This window comes from Parcubacteria group bacterium, assembly GCA_016204045.1.
GTDB lineage: Bacteria > Patescibacteriota > Minisyncoccia > Phycocordibacterales > UBA2135 > JACQLQ01.
Genome location: JACQLQ010000001.1, coordinates 327,935 through 346,750, shown reverse-complemented (window position 1 = coordinate 346,750; position 18,816 = coordinate 327,935). Strand labels below are relative to the sequence as shown.

At 50.8% G+C, this 18,816-nt stretch carries 20 protein-coding genes; 9 read left to right on the top strand and 11 right to left on the bottom strand.

Annotated features, from left to right (window positions below; all coding sequences use genetic code 11):
- Window positions 1-3: 3 nt before the first annotated feature.
- The 10 genes from HY455_02080 to HY455_02035 form a co-directional block, all read right to left on the bottom strand.
- Window positions 4-315 (bottom strand): hypothetical protein, encoded by a 312-nt coding sequence (locus HY455_02080; GenBank protein MBI4118301.1) that lies wholly within the window; start codon window positions 313-315, stop codon window positions 4-6.
- 15 nt (window positions 316-330) lie between these two features.
- Window positions 331-687 (bottom strand): hypothetical protein, encoded by a 357-nt coding sequence (locus tag HY455_02075; GenBank protein ID MBI4118300.1) that lies wholly within the window; start codon window positions 685-687, stop codon window positions 331-333.
- A 150-nt stretch (window positions 688-837) separates the two neighbouring features.
- Window positions 838-1,308: a hypothetical protein gene (locus HY455_02070; protein MBI4118299.1), complete on the bottom strand. Its 471-nt coding sequence runs from the start codon at window positions 1,306-1,308 to the stop codon at window positions 838-840.
- 21 nt (window positions 1,309-1,329) lie between these two features.
- Window positions 1,330-1,686, bottom strand: coding sequence for a hypothetical protein (locus HY455_02065; GenBank protein MBI4118298.1), 357 nt, complete (start codon window positions 1,684-1,686; stop codon window positions 1,330-1,332).
- 118 nt (window positions 1,687-1,804) lie between these two features.
- Complete coding sequence (locus tag HY455_02060; GenBank protein MBI4118297.1) at window positions 1,805-2,194, bottom strand: hypothetical protein; 390 nt, start codon at window positions 2,192-2,194, stop codon at window positions 1,805-1,807.
- Window positions 2,195-2,217: 23 nt separating this feature from the next.
- Window positions 2,218-3,528 carry an extracellular solute-binding protein gene (locus HY455_02055; GenBank protein MBI4118296.1) on the bottom strand — a complete coding sequence of 437 codons (1,311 nt, stop codon included), beginning with the start codon at window positions 3,526-3,528 and terminating at the stop codon, window positions 2,218-2,220.
- Window positions 3,529-3,540: 12 nt separating this feature from the next.
- Window positions 3,541-4,071 (bottom strand): methyltransferase domain-containing protein, encoded by a 531-nt coding sequence (locus HY455_02050; GenBank protein MBI4118295.1) that lies wholly within the window; start codon window positions 4,069-4,071, stop codon window positions 3,541-3,543.
- Between the two features lie 18 nt (window positions 4,072-4,089).
- Window positions 4,090-6,552, bottom strand: coding sequence for a DNA gyrase subunit A (gene gyrA, locus HY455_02045; GenBank protein MBI4118294.1), 2,463 nt, complete (start codon window positions 6,550-6,552; stop codon window positions 4,090-4,092).
- 84 nt (window positions 6,553-6,636) lie between these two features.
- The gene (locus HY455_02040) at window positions 6,637-6,870 is read right to left on the bottom strand and encodes a hypothetical protein (GenBank protein ID MBI4118293.1); all 234 of its coding nucleotides are present in this window, start codon (window positions 6,868-6,870) and stop codon (window positions 6,637-6,639) included.
- A gap of 5 nt (window positions 6,871-6,875) precedes the next feature.
- On the bottom strand, window positions 6,876-7,538 hold the full coding sequence (locus tag HY455_02035; protein ID MBI4118292.1) for an MBL fold metallo-hydrolase: 663 nt from the start codon (window positions 7,536-7,538) through the stop codon (window positions 6,876-6,878).
- A gap of 753 nt (window positions 7,539-8,291) precedes the next feature.
- On the opposite strand from HY455_02035, the gene HY455_02030 reads away from it, so the two are divergent.
- A complete protein-coding gene (locus tag HY455_02030) occupies window positions 8,292-9,551 on the top strand; it encodes a S1 RNA-binding domain-containing protein (protein MBI4118291.1) in 1,260 nt (419 codons plus the stop codon).
- Between the two features lie 52 nt (window positions 9,552-9,603).
- On the opposite strand, the gene HY455_02025 is transcribed toward HY455_02030, so the two are convergent.
- Entirely contained in the window at window positions 9,604-10,191 is a 588-nt protein-coding gene (locus HY455_02025) for an aminoacyl-tRNA hydrolase (protein MBI4118290.1), read from the bottom strand.
- 81 nt (window positions 10,192-10,272) lie between these two features.
- Between HY455_02025 and lepB the strand changes: the two genes are divergently transcribed.
- From lepB to HY455_01985, 8 genes are all read left to right on the top strand, one after another.
- Window positions 10,273-10,881: a signal peptidase I gene (lepB, locus tag HY455_02020; protein MBI4118289.1), complete on the top strand. Its 609-nt coding sequence runs from the start codon at window positions 10,273-10,275 to the stop codon at window positions 10,879-10,881.
- Between the two features lie 2 nt (window positions 10,882-10,883).
- Window positions 10,884-12,356, top strand: a complete 1,473-nt coding sequence (gene hisS / locus HY455_02015) for a histidine--tRNA ligase (GenBank protein MBI4118288.1) — start codon at window positions 10,884-10,886, stop codon at window positions 12,354-12,356.
- 119 nt (window positions 12,357-12,475) lie between these two features.
- Complete coding sequence (locus HY455_02010) at window positions 12,476-12,700, top strand: hypothetical protein (protein ID MBI4118287.1); 225 nt, start codon at window positions 12,476-12,478, stop codon at window positions 12,698-12,700.
- Between the two features lie 12 nt (window positions 12,701-12,712).
- Window positions 12,713-13,099, top strand: coding sequence for an rRNA maturation RNase YbeY (gene ybeY / locus HY455_02005; GenBank protein ID MBI4118286.1), 387 nt, complete (start codon window positions 12,713-12,715; stop codon window positions 13,097-13,099).
- 20 nt (window positions 13,100-13,119) lie between these two features.
- Complete coding sequence (gene ftsA / locus HY455_02000) at window positions 13,120-14,292, top strand: cell division protein FtsA (GenBank protein MBI4118285.1); 1,173 nt, start codon at window positions 13,120-13,122, stop codon at window positions 14,290-14,292.
- Between the two features lie 279 nt (window positions 14,293-14,571).
- Window positions 14,572-15,762, top strand: coding sequence for a cell division protein FtsZ (gene ftsZ, locus HY455_01995; protein MBI4118284.1), 1,191 nt, complete (start codon window positions 14,572-14,574; stop codon window positions 15,760-15,762).
- 167 nt (window positions 15,763-15,929) lie between these two features.
- Window positions 15,930-17,558: a hypothetical protein gene (locus tag HY455_01990; protein ID MBI4118283.1), complete on the top strand. Its 1,629-nt coding sequence runs from the start codon at window positions 15,930-15,932 to the stop codon at window positions 17,556-17,558.
- A 134-nt stretch (window positions 17,559-17,692) separates the two neighbouring features.
- Window positions 17,693-18,727: a hypothetical protein gene (locus tag HY455_01985; protein ID MBI4118282.1), complete on the top strand. Its 1,035-nt coding sequence runs from the start codon at window positions 17,693-17,695 to the stop codon at window positions 18,725-18,727.
- Window positions 18,728-18,816 lie beyond the last annotated feature (89 nt).

Below are 18,816 nucleotides of genomic sequence, written 5' to 3'. Positions count from 1 at the left end.
TACTTAACGTATTGTCGCAGGAATATCGAGTCCAAAGGTGCGAGCAATGATGTGGATGATCGAGAACACGGCAACCATAATGAACATGCCGATAAGCCCCCACATAATGTGCTGCTGACCTCGCTCACGCGCGGTTTCTTCGTTGGACTTCCAGATAAACTCCACAACTCCCCACAGAAAGACGACGAGTGCGATTCCGAACAAAATCGCGATAATAGGATTCAGAATAAACTCATTTATTCTGAAGATAAGCTCTCGAGCAGAGCCGAGTGCCGTTTGTGCAGTTTGTTCTGATCCTGAAGTAACTGGGGGCATGATTCTCTAAAGTTACTAGAATCCACCACCTGTATACCCAGGTATGCCGGGAACTCCTGGTGCTGCTCCCCCCGGCTGAACACCAAACGTGTTGCCAACGATCGCGACCAATCCCCAAACGGCAACCATGACAAAGAGGGCAACCAAACCATATGCAATGAGTTCAATGGCTTTCTTCTTGTCATCACTCTCGCCTGCTGTCACGTACTTAAAGACACCCCAGAGGAACGTGATGAGCGCAAAGGTAATAACAATCGGGATAATGAGGTTCAAGATTGCCATCACGCGCGCAAGAATGCTCGTAACGGTCTGTTGCGCGGCTGCGACAAGTGGGAAGACAAAAAGACTCGCTGGTACAAGAAATTTTTTCATATAGTAATGTTTTTAAAACTTATAATGAGGTACGACCTTGGTAGTTTTGCAATGCTTTGACTTTATCTACATTGTAATGTAAGCGGCGCTTGATTGCTATGGGGTTTATTCACACCCCTGCCTGGAGGGACGTGGGTTGGACGCAGGGGGTTACGGACTTTGCGAGTCAATTTGCTGCGGTGGCGGCACATAGGGCGGATTTGGTATCTCATCAATATTGGGTTCATACGTATTTGTGTAGTTGTTTGTGTTCACTGTATTTCCGACAGAAGTTCCGCGTGTGGGAAAGAACGGGAAACCCCCGCGTACGCCAAACGTATTTGATAGCACAGAAACAAGCCCCCAGACTGACACCATGACAAAAAGACCAATAAGACCCCACGCAATTACATTGATCGCTTCTTTTTTGTCTTCAGGGCCCTTCGCAATGACATAACGAAAGACACCCCAGAGGAACGCAATGAGTGCGATAGTGACAATTAGGGGGATGAGTAGGCCAAGAATCTGGAGGAACAGAGAGATGAGTTCCCCCACGTTTTGCGGCTCTTGCCCGATTCTCCCCTGGGCGCTTAGAAAGAGAGGCGCCACGAACGCGAGAAGAAGAAAAAGTTTGTAGTTCATAATCACCTATGCTTGAGGATGTTAACGGGGACGAACTACTTGCTCAATCGTGGCGCCAATTGCCTGTGCAAGCGCCCACGCACCGAGGAGGAGTGCAGTACCGATGACTGAGTAGTAAAAAGCTTTTTTGGCTGTCTTTAGCCTTGTCTCATCTCCGCGCGCCGTAACAAAGAGGAAGCCAGAGTAGATGATGAAGAGTGCCGCAACAGGAGTACCAATCAAAACCACCACTTCAAGAATCGCTTCCACGAGTTTCGGGAGGGTATTGATATCACTCTGGAGCGGATTTTGGAGTCGTCGCGTTTGCGCCTCCGCAATATACGGCAAACATAAAGCGAGGGCGGCCAACCTCCACACAATTAGAGAGAGTCTACTCATAGGTGTATTATATCGCCCAAATGAGCGCGGGGATAGAATGATTGTGGATAAACAAACACGGGGTTTCCTCTTGGGCCCCGCCTGCGGCGCGATCGGGTGATCCATCAAAGGTCCCGATTTAGCCCAGGAGCGAGAGGCCGGGTCTAAGTAGTGTGTTGACAATGAGGTTGATCAAGAGCCATGCCGCGAGAGCAAAGATGATCCCGTACGCCACTGTGGTAAAAATCCCGATAGCTTTTTTCGCCTGACCCTCATTACCAGCGGCGGTGAGATACAGATACCCCGCATACGCAAACGAAAGTGCCGCAACGGGCATAGCAATACTCGTGAGAAGAAAATCGATCACCTGCTGTATCAATAGGACGAAAGCATCAAAATTGCACGGGCTCTCTACTGTGCCTTCACATGGCACGATTCCCCTCTCTTGGGTAACGCCTTGTCCAAACACGGCAAAAGGCACGATAAGCGCTACGATAAGTATGAGAAAGAAAAATTTTGAGAAAGTCATAAAGAGGTACCGAGTACGAAGTGTTACGGATTAGAAGGATAGAGTTCCGTGAGTTCTATTGCCGCCCGACCGACTGCTTCAGCCACGGTACGCCTTCCCGAGACAACCGTCTCAATCATGTCTTGGAAAATACGCCCTGTCGCTTCCGGATTTGGGTCGGGCCACAAGCGCACAATGAGCGCGGCGTCATAAAAGACACGTCCAAAAGAGTCTGTCGGCTTGTGAACTAAGAGATCGCGACGTACGGGCGGAAGCGTGTCACGTGCCAAGACCGCTTGCAGGAATTCGCTTCCCGCAAGCGCGTACGCCGCATAAAATGCGGTTGTTATATTTTTCGAACGCTTGAGAACCGCAATCCCCGTCATCTTGCCCGATGTCGCAATGGTGGCCACATTCCTCACTTGTGGTATTGGGGCGACGTCAAAATTGAGCCGGGGACTCTTTGCCTCAATCTGCGCTCTCTCGCTCGCATACCCAAAATATATTACCAAATCATTCGCCGCAAAGAGATCTTGCGCTTCCGAGAGTGAGCGATTCCACGAGTACATGGGCTTTGTCGGGTTGGAAAACTCGGTGAAGAAACGAAGTGCACTCTCGGCCGGAGGCACAACCAAGCCGAGACGCTCCGAGAGTAAAACGCGGTACACACCGTTTTCGTCTTCAACAATGGGGTTCCCGCTTTGGATCATGAGGAGTGAGAGGATGTCTTTCGTGTTCCTGATGTTCCGATACTCCCCCAAGGAGACCGCGCTTGTTTCGATGTTGCCTGCAGCATCCTTCTTTGTCAGTTCCTCCCCGAGGATAAAGAACTCATCCCAATACGCGGGAGCCTTAACGACACCCGCCCCCGACAAAAGCGAGCGGTTGTAGTACATGACCAAGGGATCAATGGTGAAGGGAAGCGCCAATATTCCATCGCTCGAAAAGTAGAGATCACCGGCGTCTACATATGCGTCACGAAAACTGCGCTCCGAAAACGTTTCGTAGGGAATCGGAAGTATTTTGTCTCGGTGTCGAAGGGTCAAATCGTGTGGGAGCAAAATGAGGTCAGGTCCCCGATCTGCCGCAAGGGCTTCGATGAGTTCTAGGTCGAAGAAGCGCGAGTCCTTTTCGACATACTGCACCTCGAACAAACCTTTGTTTTTGTTGTTTAGGGCAACAAGCGGTTCACTCAAACGAGCCGCGGAGACAGTCCCCCATACGACGACTGTACCGCCAACGCCTTGTGGTGCATCACTTCCAAGCGGAATAAGTCCCGAGAAAATGACAATGCCCAAAATCAAAAAAGCGCCGAAGATGCCGAGTAGTGTGTATTGAAATGCATTAAACTGCATGCGAATGAGAGGCTATCCCTTCTTAAACAGGATACCATAGTGATGCTCCCCCGCGTTAACCGTCTTCTCTGCTACAAATCCAGCGGCGGTAAAGAGCTTTTCCGTTTCAGCGCCGGAAATGACGTCTTCCTCACGTGGCCCAATGCCAGCAAAAGAGGCAGACCAGTCGACAACAAGCACTTTCCCCTTGGGCTTCAAAACGCGCCTCGCCTCTGCCACAACTCCATTTTTGTTCTTTGTTTGGAAGAGTAAGTTTGCAATGACGACAGCGTCCATGCTTTCGGTGCCAAGCTTAGAGCCGCTCGATTGCTCCAGGTCTCCGTGCACAATCGAGATGTTGGAATACCCTGCGTCATTCGCTTCGCGAAGTACGCGATTCAAGAGATTCTTTTGGATATCGACGGCGTACACAAAGCCCTCTTTCCCTATAACCTTGAGAATAGCGCGTGTATAGGCGCCACTTCCAACACCAAACTCCGCCACATGCCATCCCATTCCAAAGTGACACGATTCTATGATTGTTTGCGGGTTGGAGAAAGGCATATGTGCGCGGCGATATGTCTACAGTGTAATAAACGTCGCAACCTCATCTCCCTCACGGAGTTTCATCACGCGGACCCCTTGAGTCGCGCGACCAAGCTTTGGTATCTCGGCGAGCGATGTGCGGATCACTGTACCGTTCTTGGAAATGGCTATTATTTCTTCGAGGTCTTCTGTGACTACTCGAGCACCGATGACAGAACCGGTTTTAGGAGTAACGTTTGCGGTCTTAATACCAGAACCACCGCGTCCTTGAACTTTGTACTCAGCGAGTGCTGTTCTCTTGCCATAGCCCTTAGAACTCATGACGAGGAGCATTGGGTCTTTCTCGCTCTTCTTTACGGCATTTGCACCAACAACAGAATCGTTCTTCTTGAACCGGACTGCCCGGACGCCGGACGCTGCGCGCCCCATCTCGCGCGTTTGCGAAGATTTGAAGCGAATCGACTGCCCCTTCGCTGTTACTATAATGATATCATCATCTTTCCCGACAAAGAATGAGGAGAAAAGTGTATCAGCGCCCTTGAGCTTTATGGCGATGATGCCGCTCCGACGGACATCGAGGAAGGAATCCGCGCTCACCTTCTTAACGGTCCCGCCTGTGGTCACCATCGTGAGCGAAAGGTCTTTCATTTGTCGCGCTTCCTTTGGTACCGGGAGAACGGAGGTAACAAACTCCCCCTCCGAGAGCGGCAAGAAGTTCATGATGGACTTGCCCTTAGTTGCGCGCTTTCCTTCAGGGATCTCGTACATCTTTGTTTGATACGCTTTGCCGCGGTTGGTGAAGAAGAGCACGCTTGCGTGGGTGGAGGCCGTAAGGAAAATCGAAATAAAGTCCTCCTCTTTGGTAGAGAGGTCCATCACGCCAACACCTCCTCGCTTTTGGCGACGGTATTCTTTCGGGTTTGTCCGCTTAAGATAGCCTCCTTGCGAAAGCACCAAGACCGTCTCCTCTTCGGGGACAAGATCTTCTGCGGAGAGCATCTTCACCCCGCCCCTTACTACCTTGGTTCTTCGTTCATCACCGTATTTGTCGCATACTTCTTTAAGCTCCTTTTTGATGATGTCGCGGATCTTTGCCTGACTTCCCAAAATCGACTTCAATTCCTTAATGAGCTCGAGTTTTTCTTTGAGTTCGTCCTCAACCGCCCTACGCTCGAGACCGGCGAGCTTTGACAGCCGCATCTCAAGGATGGCCGTGGCTTGTCGGTCAGAAAACTTGAACTGTTTTTGCAAATTGTCGTGTGCATCCTTCGTATCCTTGGACTTCTTGATGAGGGTGATTATCTTGTCGATGTTGTCGAGCGCCTTTTTGAGCCCTTCCAAAATGTGTGCGCGCTCCTCTGCCTTCGCAAGGTCAAACTCGGTCCTTTTGCGAACAACAACTTCACGGTGTTTGATGAACTCCTGGAGAATGCTCTTCAAAGAAAGCGTGCGCGGAACGCCGTCCACCAGCGCAAGCATGTTGTAGTGGAACATCGTCTCTAGGTCAGTGTGTTTGTAGAGGTAATTTAAAATAGATTGCGGCTGGGCACCCTGCTTCACATCCACCGCAACACGCGTCTCTCCTCGTGAGGATTCGTCGCGGAGCGCCTTAACGCCTTCGAGTTTCTTCTCGCGGACAAGCTCGGCAATGCGCGCAACAAACTCTGCTTTGTTCACGCGATACGGGAGCGAGGTAATGATAACCTGGAAACCGCCGCTTTTGCCCTCGACAATTTCTGCCTCTCCGCGCGTCACTACACCTCCGCGACCAGTCGCATAAGCGTGAGCAATGTCTTTGGCGTTGAAAACGAGGCCCCCTGTTGGAAAATCGGGACCTTGGACGTGCTGGAGCAAGTCCTCCGTTGTCGCGTCTTTGTCGCCAATCAAGTGTATGGTGGCGTTGACCACTTCGCGCAGGTTATGCGGAGGCATGTTGGTTGCCATACCGACGGCAATACCCAAAGCGCCGTTCAAGAGGACGTTTGGTAGCGCTGCAGGCAATACTTCCGGTTCTTTGTGTGTGCCATCATAGTTGGGACGAAAGGGTACTGTCTCTTTCTCAATATCACGAAGCATTTCGCTCGAACTTCTCGAGAGCTTTGCCTCGGTATAACGCATAGCGGCTGCCGAGTCTCCGTCGACAGAGCCGAAGTTTCCCTGGCCCAGGACAAGGGGGTAGCGCGAAGAAAACGTCTGCGCCATTTTGACCAGAGAGTCATACACGGCCGTGTCGCCGTGTGGGTGGTACTTACCAAGCACCTCACCGACGATGGCGGCAGACTTGCGGAACCTTCCGCCGGACGAGAGCCCCATGTCATGCATGGCATACAAAATACGCCGGTGGACCGGCTTCATGCCATCGCGCACGTCTGGAAGTGCGCGGGAGGTAATGACCGACATCGCGTAGTCGAGATATGACTCGCGCATCTCGGTAACAATCTTGCGAGGGACAATGCGCTCTTCAGCGCTTTCCTTTATGTTTTCCTTTTCATTTGCCATAGCAAAACGTCCTTGCTGTTGCTTCTATACTACCAAAAAACACCTCTCTACTCAAGGAGTGTGGGCTCCCATTCCTTGGCCGCTTCAGTATCGCTCGAGGACATCCTCAAACTCGCTTTTAATCATCTCGAAGGGGCTCATGGTCCCCACCTCTTCGTCTGACGCACTTGTAACACTTCCGACCTCCGCAAGCTGTCTTGTCAAACCAAATCCCCACACAATCGCGAGGATAAGCGTAATTAAGAGCGCTCCCCCAAAGGCAATGCGCAAACGCACCGTGATGGGTTTTTTCTTAAGACTCTCAAGGAGTGCAAACATGTTTACTAGGAAGTAAGGGGCTTCAAGACTACGACCTCTCCTGTTTTACTTTCAACGTCTTTTTTCTTCAGCGTAAGCTTCTCTTCAGGACGCGCATTCTCTGCTCCTGCTTCATCGAGAAATGTTTTGAGCTCCTTCGAAGACGCCTCTCCATAATGCATAGGGATGATGAGTTTCGGTTCAAACGAAAGTGCCAATTTATAGGCGGCAGAAGGGGTCAAGACTTCCCCTCCCCCCACAGGAACAAAGAGAATATCGACGTTATAGATCTTTTCATATACATCGGGAGGAATCGTCGCATCATCTAATGCTCCCAAGAAACATACATCGAGCGAATCTATGGAAAAGAAATAGATGGTGTTGGGGCGCTCTCCCTTGCCTCCCTGTGGTGAGGCTGCCGAACCGTATTTTGTTTTGGTAAGAAACCCACGTATTGGAACCCCCTCAACTTCATATTCACCTGGGCCATTCGCAACAAACGGCTTCTTGTCGCCATGGGTTACTTGCTCCGCCCCGTTCATATCGGGATGGTTGGTAGTGATAAGCGCAATATTTGCTCCAAAGCGCGCGGTCTTCTCTTTTGATCCCTTCGCAATCGGGTTCACGGCAATAACAAGGTCGCCCACTTGAAGTTTGAAGAATTGTAGACCGTAGTAGGTAATGATCATGCTTACAATTCTAGCAAAAACTCCAAGAGGTTCAAAATAGCTTCATTTCTTGGGCCCTTTTGAGGGGGTCTTGACAAAAAAACTGTAGGGTGTATAATGTATAGACGCTAGACGATCGACCGACCGCACGCCACCCGCCGAGGAGACACGCCGTGAACAAGCACGATCCGACGACGACTGCGACCGAAACGATCCTTACGACCGCCGCCGGCTTCGCCGCCGACGCGACACTCGCCATCGCCGGCGAGCCGCACGACGAGTAACCACCGCACGCCAGCCTCAGCGCGGCCATGTGTCGGAAGTCAGTTGCGTACGCCGCGACGCAGCAGCTCAAGGTTAGGGCAATGACTTCTCCCTTCAACAACAGTCCCGTCGCGTGGTTCGGCCACGGACGGGGCTGAAGGGGCAAGGGTGTGGACGGCCTTCTCCGTCGTGGGCACACCCGCGTACCCGCTCTTGAGGTTCTCCCACGAACCTCGAGAGACAAGGGGTGGGGGCGGCAACAGGTGCCGCTTCCACCCACGTTCTTTCTTTCATAAAGTTTTAGTTCCCAGAAGTTCGGACCGCCTTTTAGGTGGTCTGTTTGTTTGTATGGGAGACCGCAATGCGGGAGATTGCAAAATTTGACTAACTCATATAGACTTCTTGCTTATACATTATTAATAACGCCGAGGGGGTAACCTCGACATGGTCGGTTTTCAAAGGATCGGTTGCAATGTATGAAAACCATGCGAGCCCCAAAGCACCATACACATGTTTTTACTTAAAAAAGCGAAAGCTGAGCCGTCTCGCAAAGGAGAGGCCGAGACGGATGAATCTAAAGAAGTTGCCGTAGAGCCAACTACTAAAATCAAAAAGACCGCGGCAGTATCTCGTACAAAGAAAGCGCGACCCATGTCGGACGAGCTGGAGCAACCCGTAAAAGAGGTAAATGCAGCAATGCATCCGATGACCTCTATTCTCGAGGCGGCACCCAAGCACCCAGAAGACGGTGACCTCGTCGAAGGACGTGTACTAACCCTTGAGAAGGGCGCCCTTTATATTGATCTCGTCCCCTTCGGCACAGGTATTATCTACGGAAGGGAATTCCTAAACGCGCGCGAGATCATCAAGAAAATAAACATTGGTGATATCATCACGGCAAAAGTAGTTGAAGCAGAGAACGAAGACGGTTATATAGAGCTGTCACTCAAAGAAGCTCGGCAAGCGCTCATCTGGAGCGAGGCAGAAGACGCCATGCGTGGCAAGAGTGTCTTTGAACTCAGCGTCAAAGACGCAAACAAGGGCGGTCTTATTCTCGAATGGCAGGGCATACAAGGATTCCTCCCCGCTTCTCAACTCAAGGCAGAGCACTATCCTCGTGTGCTCGACGGCAACAAAGACGAAATCCTTTCCGAACTCCAGAAGTTTGTGGGCAAACCACTTGCTGTCTGCATTCTTTCTGTTGACCCCAAAGAGGGAAAACTTATCTTTAGCGAAAAGGGACTAGAGGAAAAGGAAAAAACAGAATTAGTAGAGCGATATAAAGTTGGCGACATTCTTGAGGGAGAGATTACTGGCATCGTCGACTTCGGCCTCTTTGTTAAAATCGAGGACGGCCTCGAGGGGTTGGTCCACATCTCGGAGATGGACTGGGGACTCGTTGAGAACCCACGCACCTTTGCCAAAGTCGGTGAGAAAGTGAAGGTACAGGTCATAGAGATTAAGGATGGCAAGATTTCGCTCTCCATTAAGGCACTCAAGGAGAACCCATGGGTGGATGCAGAAAAGAAATACAAAACAGGAAGCATGGTTACCGGTGTTGTAATTAAGTACAACAAACACGGCGCCCTCATCTCTATTGAGGAAGGAGTTGCCGGCTTGGTCCACATCTCGGAGTTCGGAGATGAAGCAAAGCTCCGCGAAGCGCTCGAGCTAGGAAAAGCGTACCCGGTGAAGATTACACTCTTCGATCCCAAGGCACAGCGCATGACACTCTCATACGCCGAAGCACAAAAAGAAGCTAAAAAATAAAAGCATAAACAAAAGCGGCCCGACTTGAGTCGGGCCGCTTTTGTTTGATTAATCAATTAAACTCATTCATCGCGCGTTCGCGCCCAAGTGTGAGAACCGCATGGAGCGCTCCCTCTCCCCGAATCACGGCATCTTTGATTTTCGACTGCTCGCCGGGAGTAAACGTTTTTAAGACAAAAGTATTCACGGCATCTTCCCCTTTTGGTTTCTTAGCATTGCCATCCTTGCCGAGAGGAGAGACCCCGATACGAAGACGAACAAACGCTTCCGTCCCGAGCGCACGCTTGACCGATTCGACGCCTTTGTGGCCCGCGGAGCCGCGGTTGAAGACAAGTTTGAGGGTGCCGATAGGCAAATCGAGATCATCATGGACGACAACCGCCTTTTCTGCAGCTTTCTTGCTCTTAACAAAGTAGGAAACGGCACTCCCTGACTTGTTCATATACGTCTCGGGTAAAACTAAAGTAACAGCATCAGTACCTAGCACGCCTTTTGAAACGAGCGCTCCGGCCTTTTTGTCGTGCTTCCATTCAGGAAAGTCATTGTGCTCACGCACGCGCTCCACAACAGCGCGGCCAATATTGTGCCGAGTTTTCTCATACTCTGTTCCCGGATTTCCCAGACCGACGATGTAAAACATATCTATATACTATCGAGTATCATCCGTGTTGTATAGATTGTATGTTTTTGTTTTTTGTTACTATCATAGTATAATGCCCCAATGGTTGAGGAAAAAGAAGCACAGGCGGAAGAAAAAACATCTAAAGAACAATTTAGTCTTTTTACATTTCTCTTTGAAACAGTAAAGTTTGCCGTCATTGCCCTCCTCATTGTTATCCCCTTTCGCATTTACATCGCACAACCCTACATTGTAAGCGGTGCCTCAATGGAGGAAACATTTAAAAGCGGCACGTATCTCATTGTTGACCAGTTCACGTATCGCTTTGATGAACCTGAGCGTGGCGACGTCATCATCTTTCGCCTCCCGCAAGATCCTTCAAAGTTTTTGATTAAGCGTGTCATCGGACTGCCAGGAGAAACTGTCAAAATCACGCAAGGTGAGGTAACCATTACCAAACCCGGAACAGAGCCTTTCACCCTTGCTGAGCCCTATGTCGTTCCAGACAACTTCATGGACATCCGAATAAAAACCCTCAAAGACACGGAGTACTTCGTGATGGGAGACAACCGACCCGAAAGTTTGGACTCACGCATCTGGGGTCCACTTCCGCAGGAAAACATAATCGGTGAAGCATTTTTTGCCCTCTTCCCGCTCAATGACATGGCGCTCCATCCAGGAAGACATAGTTTCGAAGAAATAACACCCTAACTATGCCCAACAAAAAACCGACAACTAAAAAGATGAAGAAGTCCGCCGAAACTCCCTCGGCAAAAAAGAAAAAGGAGGGAAACTTCGCACACCCACGCGGTATGCGTGATATTAAGAACGATACGTTCTATCATTACCAGGGCTTTTTTGAAAAAGCTGCAGAAATTGCAGTGTACTATGGCTTCAGACCGATAGAAACACCGATACTGGAACGCGAGGAAGTGTTCACTGCAGGGGTTGGAGAACACACCGATATTGTTGAGAAAGAGATGTATTCACTCAAGACCAGAGGGGGCGACGCCTTGGTTATGCGCCCTGAAGGAACAGCGCCAGTAATGCGCGCCTATCTGGAACACGGCATGCACACACTGCCTCAACCCGTCATGCTCTACTACTACGGGCCGTTTTTCCGGCACGACCGACCGCAGGGAGGGCGTTATCGGCAGTTTTACCAGTTTGGGATCGAGATTCTCGGCACCTCTCACAATATTGCAGACGCAATGACGATTGGGCTCATGCACAAGATGCTCGTCGAGTCAGGGTTGAAGCATCTCTCGGTCTTGATCAACAGTATTGGATGCCGTTCGTGCCGTACTGTCTATGTGCGTGAACTAACCACCTATTATCGACGACACATTCAGAAATTGAGTCCAATTGACAAAGAACGGCTCAAGACAAACCCCCTTCGCATTCTCGACTCAAAAGAGGAGGAGACACGCGAGATTAACGCCGAAGCACCCGAGGCGGTGGCGCACCTTTGCGAAGCCTGCAAGGGTCACTTTGCTGGCGTACTCGAATACTTGGACGCGATGGGAATCCCCTACCACATTGACCACACATTAGTCCGCGGTCTCGACTATTACACGCGTACTGTCTTTGAGATTGTCACTGATGGCGGCGCACCCGTCGCTCCCGTTCAAGAGCCAAAGAAGGATGCTGAGAAAACAGATGAAAGCACAGAGGCGGATCCCGAGGCAAAGACAGAGACGCCCCCTGAAGACACTCCTCCCGCAAAAGAAGTGGCGGTTCCTCCTCGCCTTGCCCTCGCTGGTGGCGGACGATATGACGATCTTGCGAAACGATTTAACGCAAAGCGCGATGTCCCTGCTGTGGGCGCCACGATTGGCGTCGACCGCGTCATCGAATCTCCTGAATTCTCGCCTCACTCTCCCCGCATTATTAAAAAGCCAAAGGTATACTTCATTCAGCTCGGCGCCGAGGCAAAACTGAAAAGCTTGGAAGTCATCGAACTGCTGCGGAAGGCCCACATACCAATCGCCCACGCGCTCTCAAAGGACAAACTCTCTCTCCAGCTGAGCACAGCAGAGAAACTCGCTATTCCTTTTGTCATCATTATCGGACAGAAGGAGTCGGTTGACGGAACAGTCATCGTGCGCGACATGGGATCGCGGTCTCAAGAAACAGTACCTATTGAAAAGTTCGCCGATTATCTCAAGAAGAAGATGCGGGAATAGCCGGGCCCTACCCTGACTAGTGCTAGCCCGCCGAAGGCGGCTAACGGCTTCCCAAAGAGAGGCCGCAACACTATTGGGGGTTGCCAAACTACCTCAGATTGTATATAGTGTCTCAACATATGACCGTGAATGCCGAAGTAACCAAAAACCAAAACGAAACGAACATTAGCCTCGTTCGACGTTTTTCAAAGCGCCTTCGCGGCACAGGTATCTTGAACGCAGCAAAAAAGATCCGTTTCTACACCCGTGAAGAATCTCAATTCAAGAAAAAAAGGTGGGCGCTCAAGCGTATCGATAAACAAAAAAAGTACGAGAAACTGAAGAAGCTCGGAAAGATAGTGTAAGGTAAGGTTCTCATGGAAAAGACGTTCTCCATTACCAACGCGACAAAGGGCAGGTTACCACGCCTGCCTTTTTCGGAGATGAAAAAGGCAGTTCTCGGTGCTTCGTACACCCTAAGCCTGGTCTTCATCAATGACACGAGCGCCCAGAGGTTCAACCAGGTGTACAGAAAGAAAAGTACGCCGGCAAATGTGCTCGCATTCCCCCTTGCAGATGACGAGGGAGAGATATGTATCAATACCAGTCGGGCAAAGAGAGAAGCCCCCGAGTATGGCCTCACTTACAGAAACCACCTCGCCTTTCTGTTTATCCACGGCCTCCTTCATTTGAAAGGAGAGAGACACGGTAGTACAATGGAAAAAGAGGAACGTAAATACATGCGCCGTTTTGGTCTCATGTAAGATTCTCCTCCTCTTTTCTTGTGGCTCGCAACCTTTCTGTCGGCATTGATATCGGAAGCCACACAACACGTGTGGCTGTTCTCGAACATGGAGATAAAGACTCCGGATTTTCTGTCGTGGCAAGGGGCAAGGCCGAATCGCGCGGTATACGTCATGGCTATGTTGTAAACGAAGAAGAAGCGACACAGAGTCTGAAACAGGCTATCCGTCGCGCACAAAAACAAGGAGACACACCCTTGAGGCATGCGCTCGTCGCGATCGGTGGATTGAGCCTTGAGTCGGTTACGGGAACTGCCTCAATTATGATCTCCCGTATCGATGGGGAGATCACTGAAGCTGACGTAAGTCGTGTCGTCGAGGTATGCGAAGAGAGCCTCAAGCTCGCGAACAAAAGTGTTCTCCACCGAATCCCGCTCGGGTTCAGACTGGACAACAAAGAAGTGCTTGGGCGACCAATCGGGATGCGTGGGGTAAAACTCGAAGCTCGTGTGGTCTTTGTGGTCGCGCTAGAACAACACCTCTCTGACCTCATTCGCATTGTAGAAAATGCTGGGATTGAAGTTGACGACGTCGTAGCCGCGCCCATTGCCGCAAGTTTGGTCACACTCACCAAAGCTCAACGCACGGCTGGCTGTGTGCTCGCAAATATCGGGGCAGAAACTGTTTCAATCGCTGTATTCGAGAACGACCGCCTTATATCTCTCGAGGTGTTCCCCATCGGTTCGACGGACATCACAAATGACATTGCGCTCGGACTCAAAATCCCCCTTGAAGAAGCAGAGGAGGTAAAAAACGGGGAGCGCTCCGCCTCTGACTACCCCAAAAAGAAACTCGACGAGATTATTGGGGCGCGCTTGAACGATATTTTTGAACTGATTGAGAACCATCTGAAGAAACTCGGGAAGAACGAGCTCCTCCCAGCAGGTATCATTCTCACCGGGGCCGGGGCCGGCATCGCTGGTATCGAAGATCTTGCCAAATCGGCTCTCCGACTCCCTGCACGAGTCGTGGCCCCGCGCACGTTTACCGATACAAAGAAAGAAGCACTCGAGGCAGAGTGGGCCGTGGCAGTTGGGTTGTGCGTGCTTGGTTTTGAGCCATCATTCCAAAGTGATCTCTTTAGCACATCCCGCTTTGAAGCGCAGAGCCTCTTCCGGACCTTCCGAGCGTGGTTGCGACAATTCTACCCATAAAACGCAGTGTAATTCTCCTGAAAAGCCGGTTTGACTGAAGTCATCCCGGCTTTTTTAAAAAATCGAGATGAAGGGCACAGAGTGAAACAGATGAACGCTGTGTCAATATTGCCACCACTGTCTTTCTTCTGCTATCGTGGTGGTACTAAAGTTCCGTAAAACAACGAGCGGCGCGAGTATGTTTTACGAGACCGAGCACATACAATCTCTGGTGGTATGTGGTCTGGTGCTCAAAAAATATAATCATTATTCACTTCGCTCATAATTTCTTATTTTCGCATGCCTAAAGTTGAACCAGAAGTAGAAGCATTCGCACGGATAAACGTCATTGGCGTCGGAGGTGCCGGCGGTAATGCGGTAAACCACATGATCAACTCGCGCGTCCGCGGTGTTGAGTTTGTTGCAATGAATACTGACGGTCAGGATCTCCACAAATCCCAGGCAAAGAAAAAAGTGCACATGGGCAAGAACCTCACCAAGGGATTGGGAGCAGGGATGAACCCGGATATTGGCAAGCGTGCCGCGGAGGAAACAAAGGCTGAGATTCAAGACGCACTCAAGGGTGCTGACATGGTCTTCATAGCGGCAGGTATGGGTGGCGGCACCGGAACTGGCGCGGCCCCTATCGTCGCGCGCACCGCAAAAGAAAACGGCGCACTCACCGTTGCGGTGGTTACACGCCCATTCTTCTTCGAAGGAACACAGCGAGCAAAGATAGCGCAGCAGGGATTGGAAGAACTTCGAAACGAAGTTGACGCCCTTATCGTCATCCCCAACGACCGCTTGCTCTCCATCGTCAAAAAAGAAGTAACCGCCCAGACAGCATTTGCCATGTCCGATGAGATTTTACGCCAAGCGGTAGAAGGCATCTCGGACCTCATTACGACAACAGGTATCATCAACGTGGACTTTGCAGACATCAAGGCGGTTATGGCTAACGCAGGCTCGGCGCTCATGGGTATCGGACACTCCGGTGGCGAGAAGCGCGCGGAAGAAGCCGCGAGAATGGCCATCAACTCTCCCCTCCTTGACCTCTCGATTAATGGCGCCAAGGGAGTTCTCTTCGCAATCGCAGGTGGTGCAGACATGACCATGCACGAGATCCAAGAAGCGGCAAAGATCGTGACCGAATCCATCGACAAGGACGCAAAGGTTATCTTTGGTGCAATCAACGATACTCGCCTCGACAAGGGCACCGTCAAAGTCACTGTTATCGCAACGGGTTTCCCCGACGTGCCCGTCGCACACCAACTTTTTGACAGTAACCGTAAAGAACGCGACGAGGAGAGAAAACCAAAGACCGCCGCAGATGTCATCGAGGCATTCAACAACGGCAACATGACGAGCAACATTCCAAACGGCTCAAAGCAACCGCAACCCCTACAGCGCAAGAACGGAGTAAATGGAGTTGAAGAGGGTGAAGAAGACTGGAACGCCGCAATACCAGCATTCCTCCGTAGGAAGAAGTAGAACCCTAAAAACAAATCCCCCCATCAGGGGTTTGTTTTTTAATTACCACGTTTATAAGCAAATTGACACGGTGGAGACTTTGCTCCAAGATAAGTTTGGCTTGGGATGGTCCCGAGCTCTTTGAAACGCAACCCCCAAAACCCCTTAGTCGGGGAAGGAGCGGTAAAGTGACATCAAGGAAACAAGGTGTTTCTCCTGGAGTGATGGCCTTCTATCACCAGGATGGATTGCCGGCGGCGTGGCAACAGGCAACAAAGTTTGCTGGCCCGAACGGACGTCTTGCAACCATGCCCGATATCATTGCAGCACGTATCAACAGCAAGCCTGGTGATCCTGCCTGGGAGACGTATTTCACCACCCTGACTGCAGAATACCTCGGTATATCTAAGGATGGCTCCCGTATTTTGATTGTCGCGCACGGCATTGGTCCCATGAGCACACTTGCGGGCATTCAGAAGGCGTATAGTTGGGAATACAAGGACAAAGGCCGTAACCGTCGCGGCGGACGAATTACGCAACAAGAGTTTTTGAAGCTAGAGGCGGGCAACTATGGCCCAGTCTGCATCATCGACTTTGATGCATATTGCAAACGATACGAATACCCGTTTGGCGGCACCCTTCGAGCATCGCAAGCGCTCTTGGATCCAGTCCTCAAGGCGAGGCATGGACCTCGACACGCAGAATACATCCGTATTCATGTCGCCGCAGCGAGAGAGTGGCACAGGGAACAGAATGGGTTTGATCCAGAAAATAGATTTCAGACACCCCAGCCAGACTTTGATCGTTTCCTCAACCGCAGACGCGCGCAACATTGGATAGACGGGCGCCGTGATTCCGATCCTCACATTCTCCAGGTAAACGACCCGGCAAATTGTGCCTATACATTCGTCCCCTTCCACGGACACCGGGAAATCGAAGACGGATACGCGCTTGCACACCTCATCACCACGGGCGCCTTATGCCACCTTCACCATGGCATCCACGAAAGCCTCACCTCAGATCTACACTGCCATGAATGGGGAAATGGCGTTCGGTTAGTAGGCATCAAGGAAAGCGCTAATTTGGAATCGGGAGTACACGCGGGACCAGAGCCACGCGCTCTCGTTCACAAATATTGGCGGGATTTGCTTGTTCCCGTATTCCCACCGGACGCAGAACCTGGTGTTGGTTTCCGCGCACTGATGCAGATGGGCGACCAATGGTTCACGCAATACTTGAAGATGGGCGAGAGGATGGATACGTACGAACCAGAATATGTAGTCACGTCATTGGAAAAAGTGGGTGATCCGGTCCTCTTCCGGACGACAGTTGGTGGCTATCATGGTTTCTTCAAGTTCGGTATCAATGAGGTGCAGGCTATCGCTCCCGCTAGTGCAAACGCATACGTTTTCGTCAGCGAACCGCAGAATGAGTGGTCTGGTGGAAACCCCACGCATCAAACCTGTATGGTCCAATTCTATAGAGCTGAGGCAGACACCACAAAGCGCGTGATCAAGGCAGACACACTGGCGTATGACCTTGATAGAATGATGGCTCTTCTTGCCAAGGAAAGCGGCGTTGAGGAGAAAAAGATCAGCCTTGAAGAACTCAAAACAAAGGTGATGCGCATCATTGCTGTTCTCAAGGATCAGAAGCCTCAGTTAAATCAGTCAATACCCATCACTGCGCTCATTGATGAGGCAGAGAAGTTGCTTGCCCTTCTCAACGACCCTCAGCCGGGGCTAATGAGCTGGCACGACTTGGTGCATGAACGGCTCGAGAAACTTAAGGCTCATTTCGGACGCGATTTAGTGTAAAAGATTTCTCATCAAAGTACCTCGGTATATACCGAGGTTTTTTATTGAATACTTAATTTGACGTATTCATATTAATATGCTACGGTGCTGACAGATCCTGAACCCTAACAACGTTGAGAGAAGGGAGACTGCTGATGGCGAAACTGCCATTTGCACTGAATCCGCTAGATACAACCTTTGTCCCACCGAAGCCAATCAACAGTATCAAAGATGATGTTGTAAGGAAGCTCGAGCGAGCCGGACGACTCATCATAACGAGAAAATATGATGGTAATTATGTTTCTGTTGTCGTCATGGGCGGTCGTGTTCGAATCTATACCCGTGGCACAGTCGAGGATATCACGGCAAAGTTTCCGCACCTCGTTGAAGAGCTCCGTGGGAACCAGTCTCTGCGAGGAGTTACGCTCCTTTGTGCGGAACTACTGATGTTCGACTACGAGGGACACGATGACTTGCATGCTGTCGGTCGACTTGTTAAGTCGCAAGCCGAAGTTGCTCAACATCTCCAACTAGAGCAAGGCCTCGCACGTTTGCGAGTCTTCAACGCCCTGGTGTTTGGCGGCGAAGATATTACTTCCCGCACAAACAGAGAACGTCTGGAGCTTGTCCAAAGGACAGTCGCTCCGGGGGCAAATTATGTGCTCCCTGTCGAGGTGCTTCCTGGGACACTCGCTGAAGCAGAGAGAGAAGTGGTTAGGAATAAGTGGGAAGGCCTAGTTCTCTACGATGCCCTGGGGACGACGAAATATCACCTTGATGGAAATGAGGATCGCCCTCCACGCCCCACTGGGTCCTGGAAGCGGAAACCTTTTTCCGAAGATGATTTTATCGTCACTGGGTGGGAGAAGGGTAGCGGTAAAAATGCAGACAGGGTCGGTAAATTATTCCTTGCCCAGAGGCATCCCCTTACCGGTGTTCTTGTTCCATGCGGTGAGGTCGGCACAGGCGTAAGCGATAAAGAACGCGGAGCCCTTACCAAGGCAGAATATCCCTTGGTCGCGCAGATCAAGTTCGAGAAACGTCAAAAGCCGAGGATGGTGAGTAAGGGCAAGATACACTGCGCACTGCGCTCCCCCGTCTTCCTCCGTACTCGTGACGACAAGAGTCCGGATGCGTGCCTTCTCCCGAATGACATCGCCTCTGCAGTAACATCTTTCAAGAAAGCATAATAAGAACTTTGGTGTGGCCGAATTCATTCGGCCTTTTTTGTTGGATTGCTTTCTCCTTATAGCTCTGTTACGGTAACGGGAGAAATCCG

Bases quoted from the DNA above. Each gene is read 5' to 3' on its own strand.
- HY455_02080 (MBI4118301.1), bottom strand. From the start codon at position 315: ATGCCCCCAGTTACTTCAGGATCAGAACAAACTGCACAAACGGCACTC.
- HY455_02075 (MBI4118300.1), bottom strand. From the start codon at position 687: ATGAAAAAATTTCTTGTACCAGCGAGTCTTTTTGTCTTCCCACTTGTC.
- HY455_02070 (MBI4118299.1), bottom strand. From the start codon at position 1,308: ATGAACTACAAACTTTTTCTTCTTCTCGCGTTCGTGGCGCCTCTCTTT.
- HY455_02065 (MBI4118298.1), bottom strand. From the start codon at position 1,686: ATGAGTAGACTCTCTCTAATTGTGTGGAGGTTGGCCGCCCTCGCTTTA.
- HY455_02060 (MBI4118297.1), bottom strand. From the start codon at position 2,194: ATGACTTTCTCAAAATTTTTCTTTCTCATACTTATCGTAGCGCTTATC.
- HY455_02055 (MBI4118296.1), bottom strand. From the start codon at position 3,528: ATGCAGTTTAATGCATTTCAATACACACTACTCGGCATCTTCGGCGCT.
- HY455_02050 (MBI4118295.1), bottom strand. From the start codon at position 4,071: ATGCCTTTCTCCAACCCGCAAACAATCATAGAATCGTGTCACTTTGGA.
- gyrA (MBI4118294.1), bottom strand. From the start codon at position 6,552: ATGGCAAATGAAAAGGAAAACATAAAGGAAAGCGCTGAAGAGCGCATT.
- HY455_02040 (MBI4118293.1), bottom strand. From the start codon at position 6,870: ATGTTTGCACTCCTTGAGAGTCTTAAGAAAAAACCCATCACGGTGCGT.
- HY455_02035 (MBI4118292.1), bottom strand. From the start codon at position 7,538: ATGATCATTACCTACTACGGTCTACAATTCTTCAAACTTCAAGTGGGC.
- HY455_02030 (MBI4118291.1), top strand. From the start codon at position 8,292: ATGTTTTTACTTAAAAAAGCGAAAGCTGAGCCGTCTCGCAAAGGAGAG.
- HY455_02025 (MBI4118290.1), bottom strand. From the start codon at position 10,191: ATGTTTTACATCGTCGGTCTGGGAAATCCGGGAACAGAGTATGAGAAA.
- lepB (MBI4118289.1), top strand. From the start codon at position 10,273: ATGGTTGAGGAAAAAGAAGCACAGGCGGAAGAAAAAACATCTAAAGAA.
- hisS (MBI4118288.1), top strand. From the start codon at position 10,884: ATGCCCAACAAAAAACCGACAACTAAAAAGATGAAGAAGTCCGCCGAA.
- HY455_02010 (MBI4118287.1), top strand. From the start codon at position 12,476: ATGACCGTGAATGCCGAAGTAACCAAAAACCAAAACGAAACGAACATT.
- ybeY (MBI4118286.1), top strand. From the start codon at position 12,713: ATGGAAAAGACGTTCTCCATTACCAACGCGACAAAGGGCAGGTTACCA.
- ftsZ (MBI4118284.1), top strand. From the start codon at position 14,572: ATGCCTAAAGTTGAACCAGAAGTAGAAGCATTCGCACGGATAAACGTC.
- HY455_01985 (MBI4118282.1), top strand. From the start codon at position 17,693: ATGGCGAAACTGCCATTTGCACTGAATCCGCTAGATACAACCTTTGTC.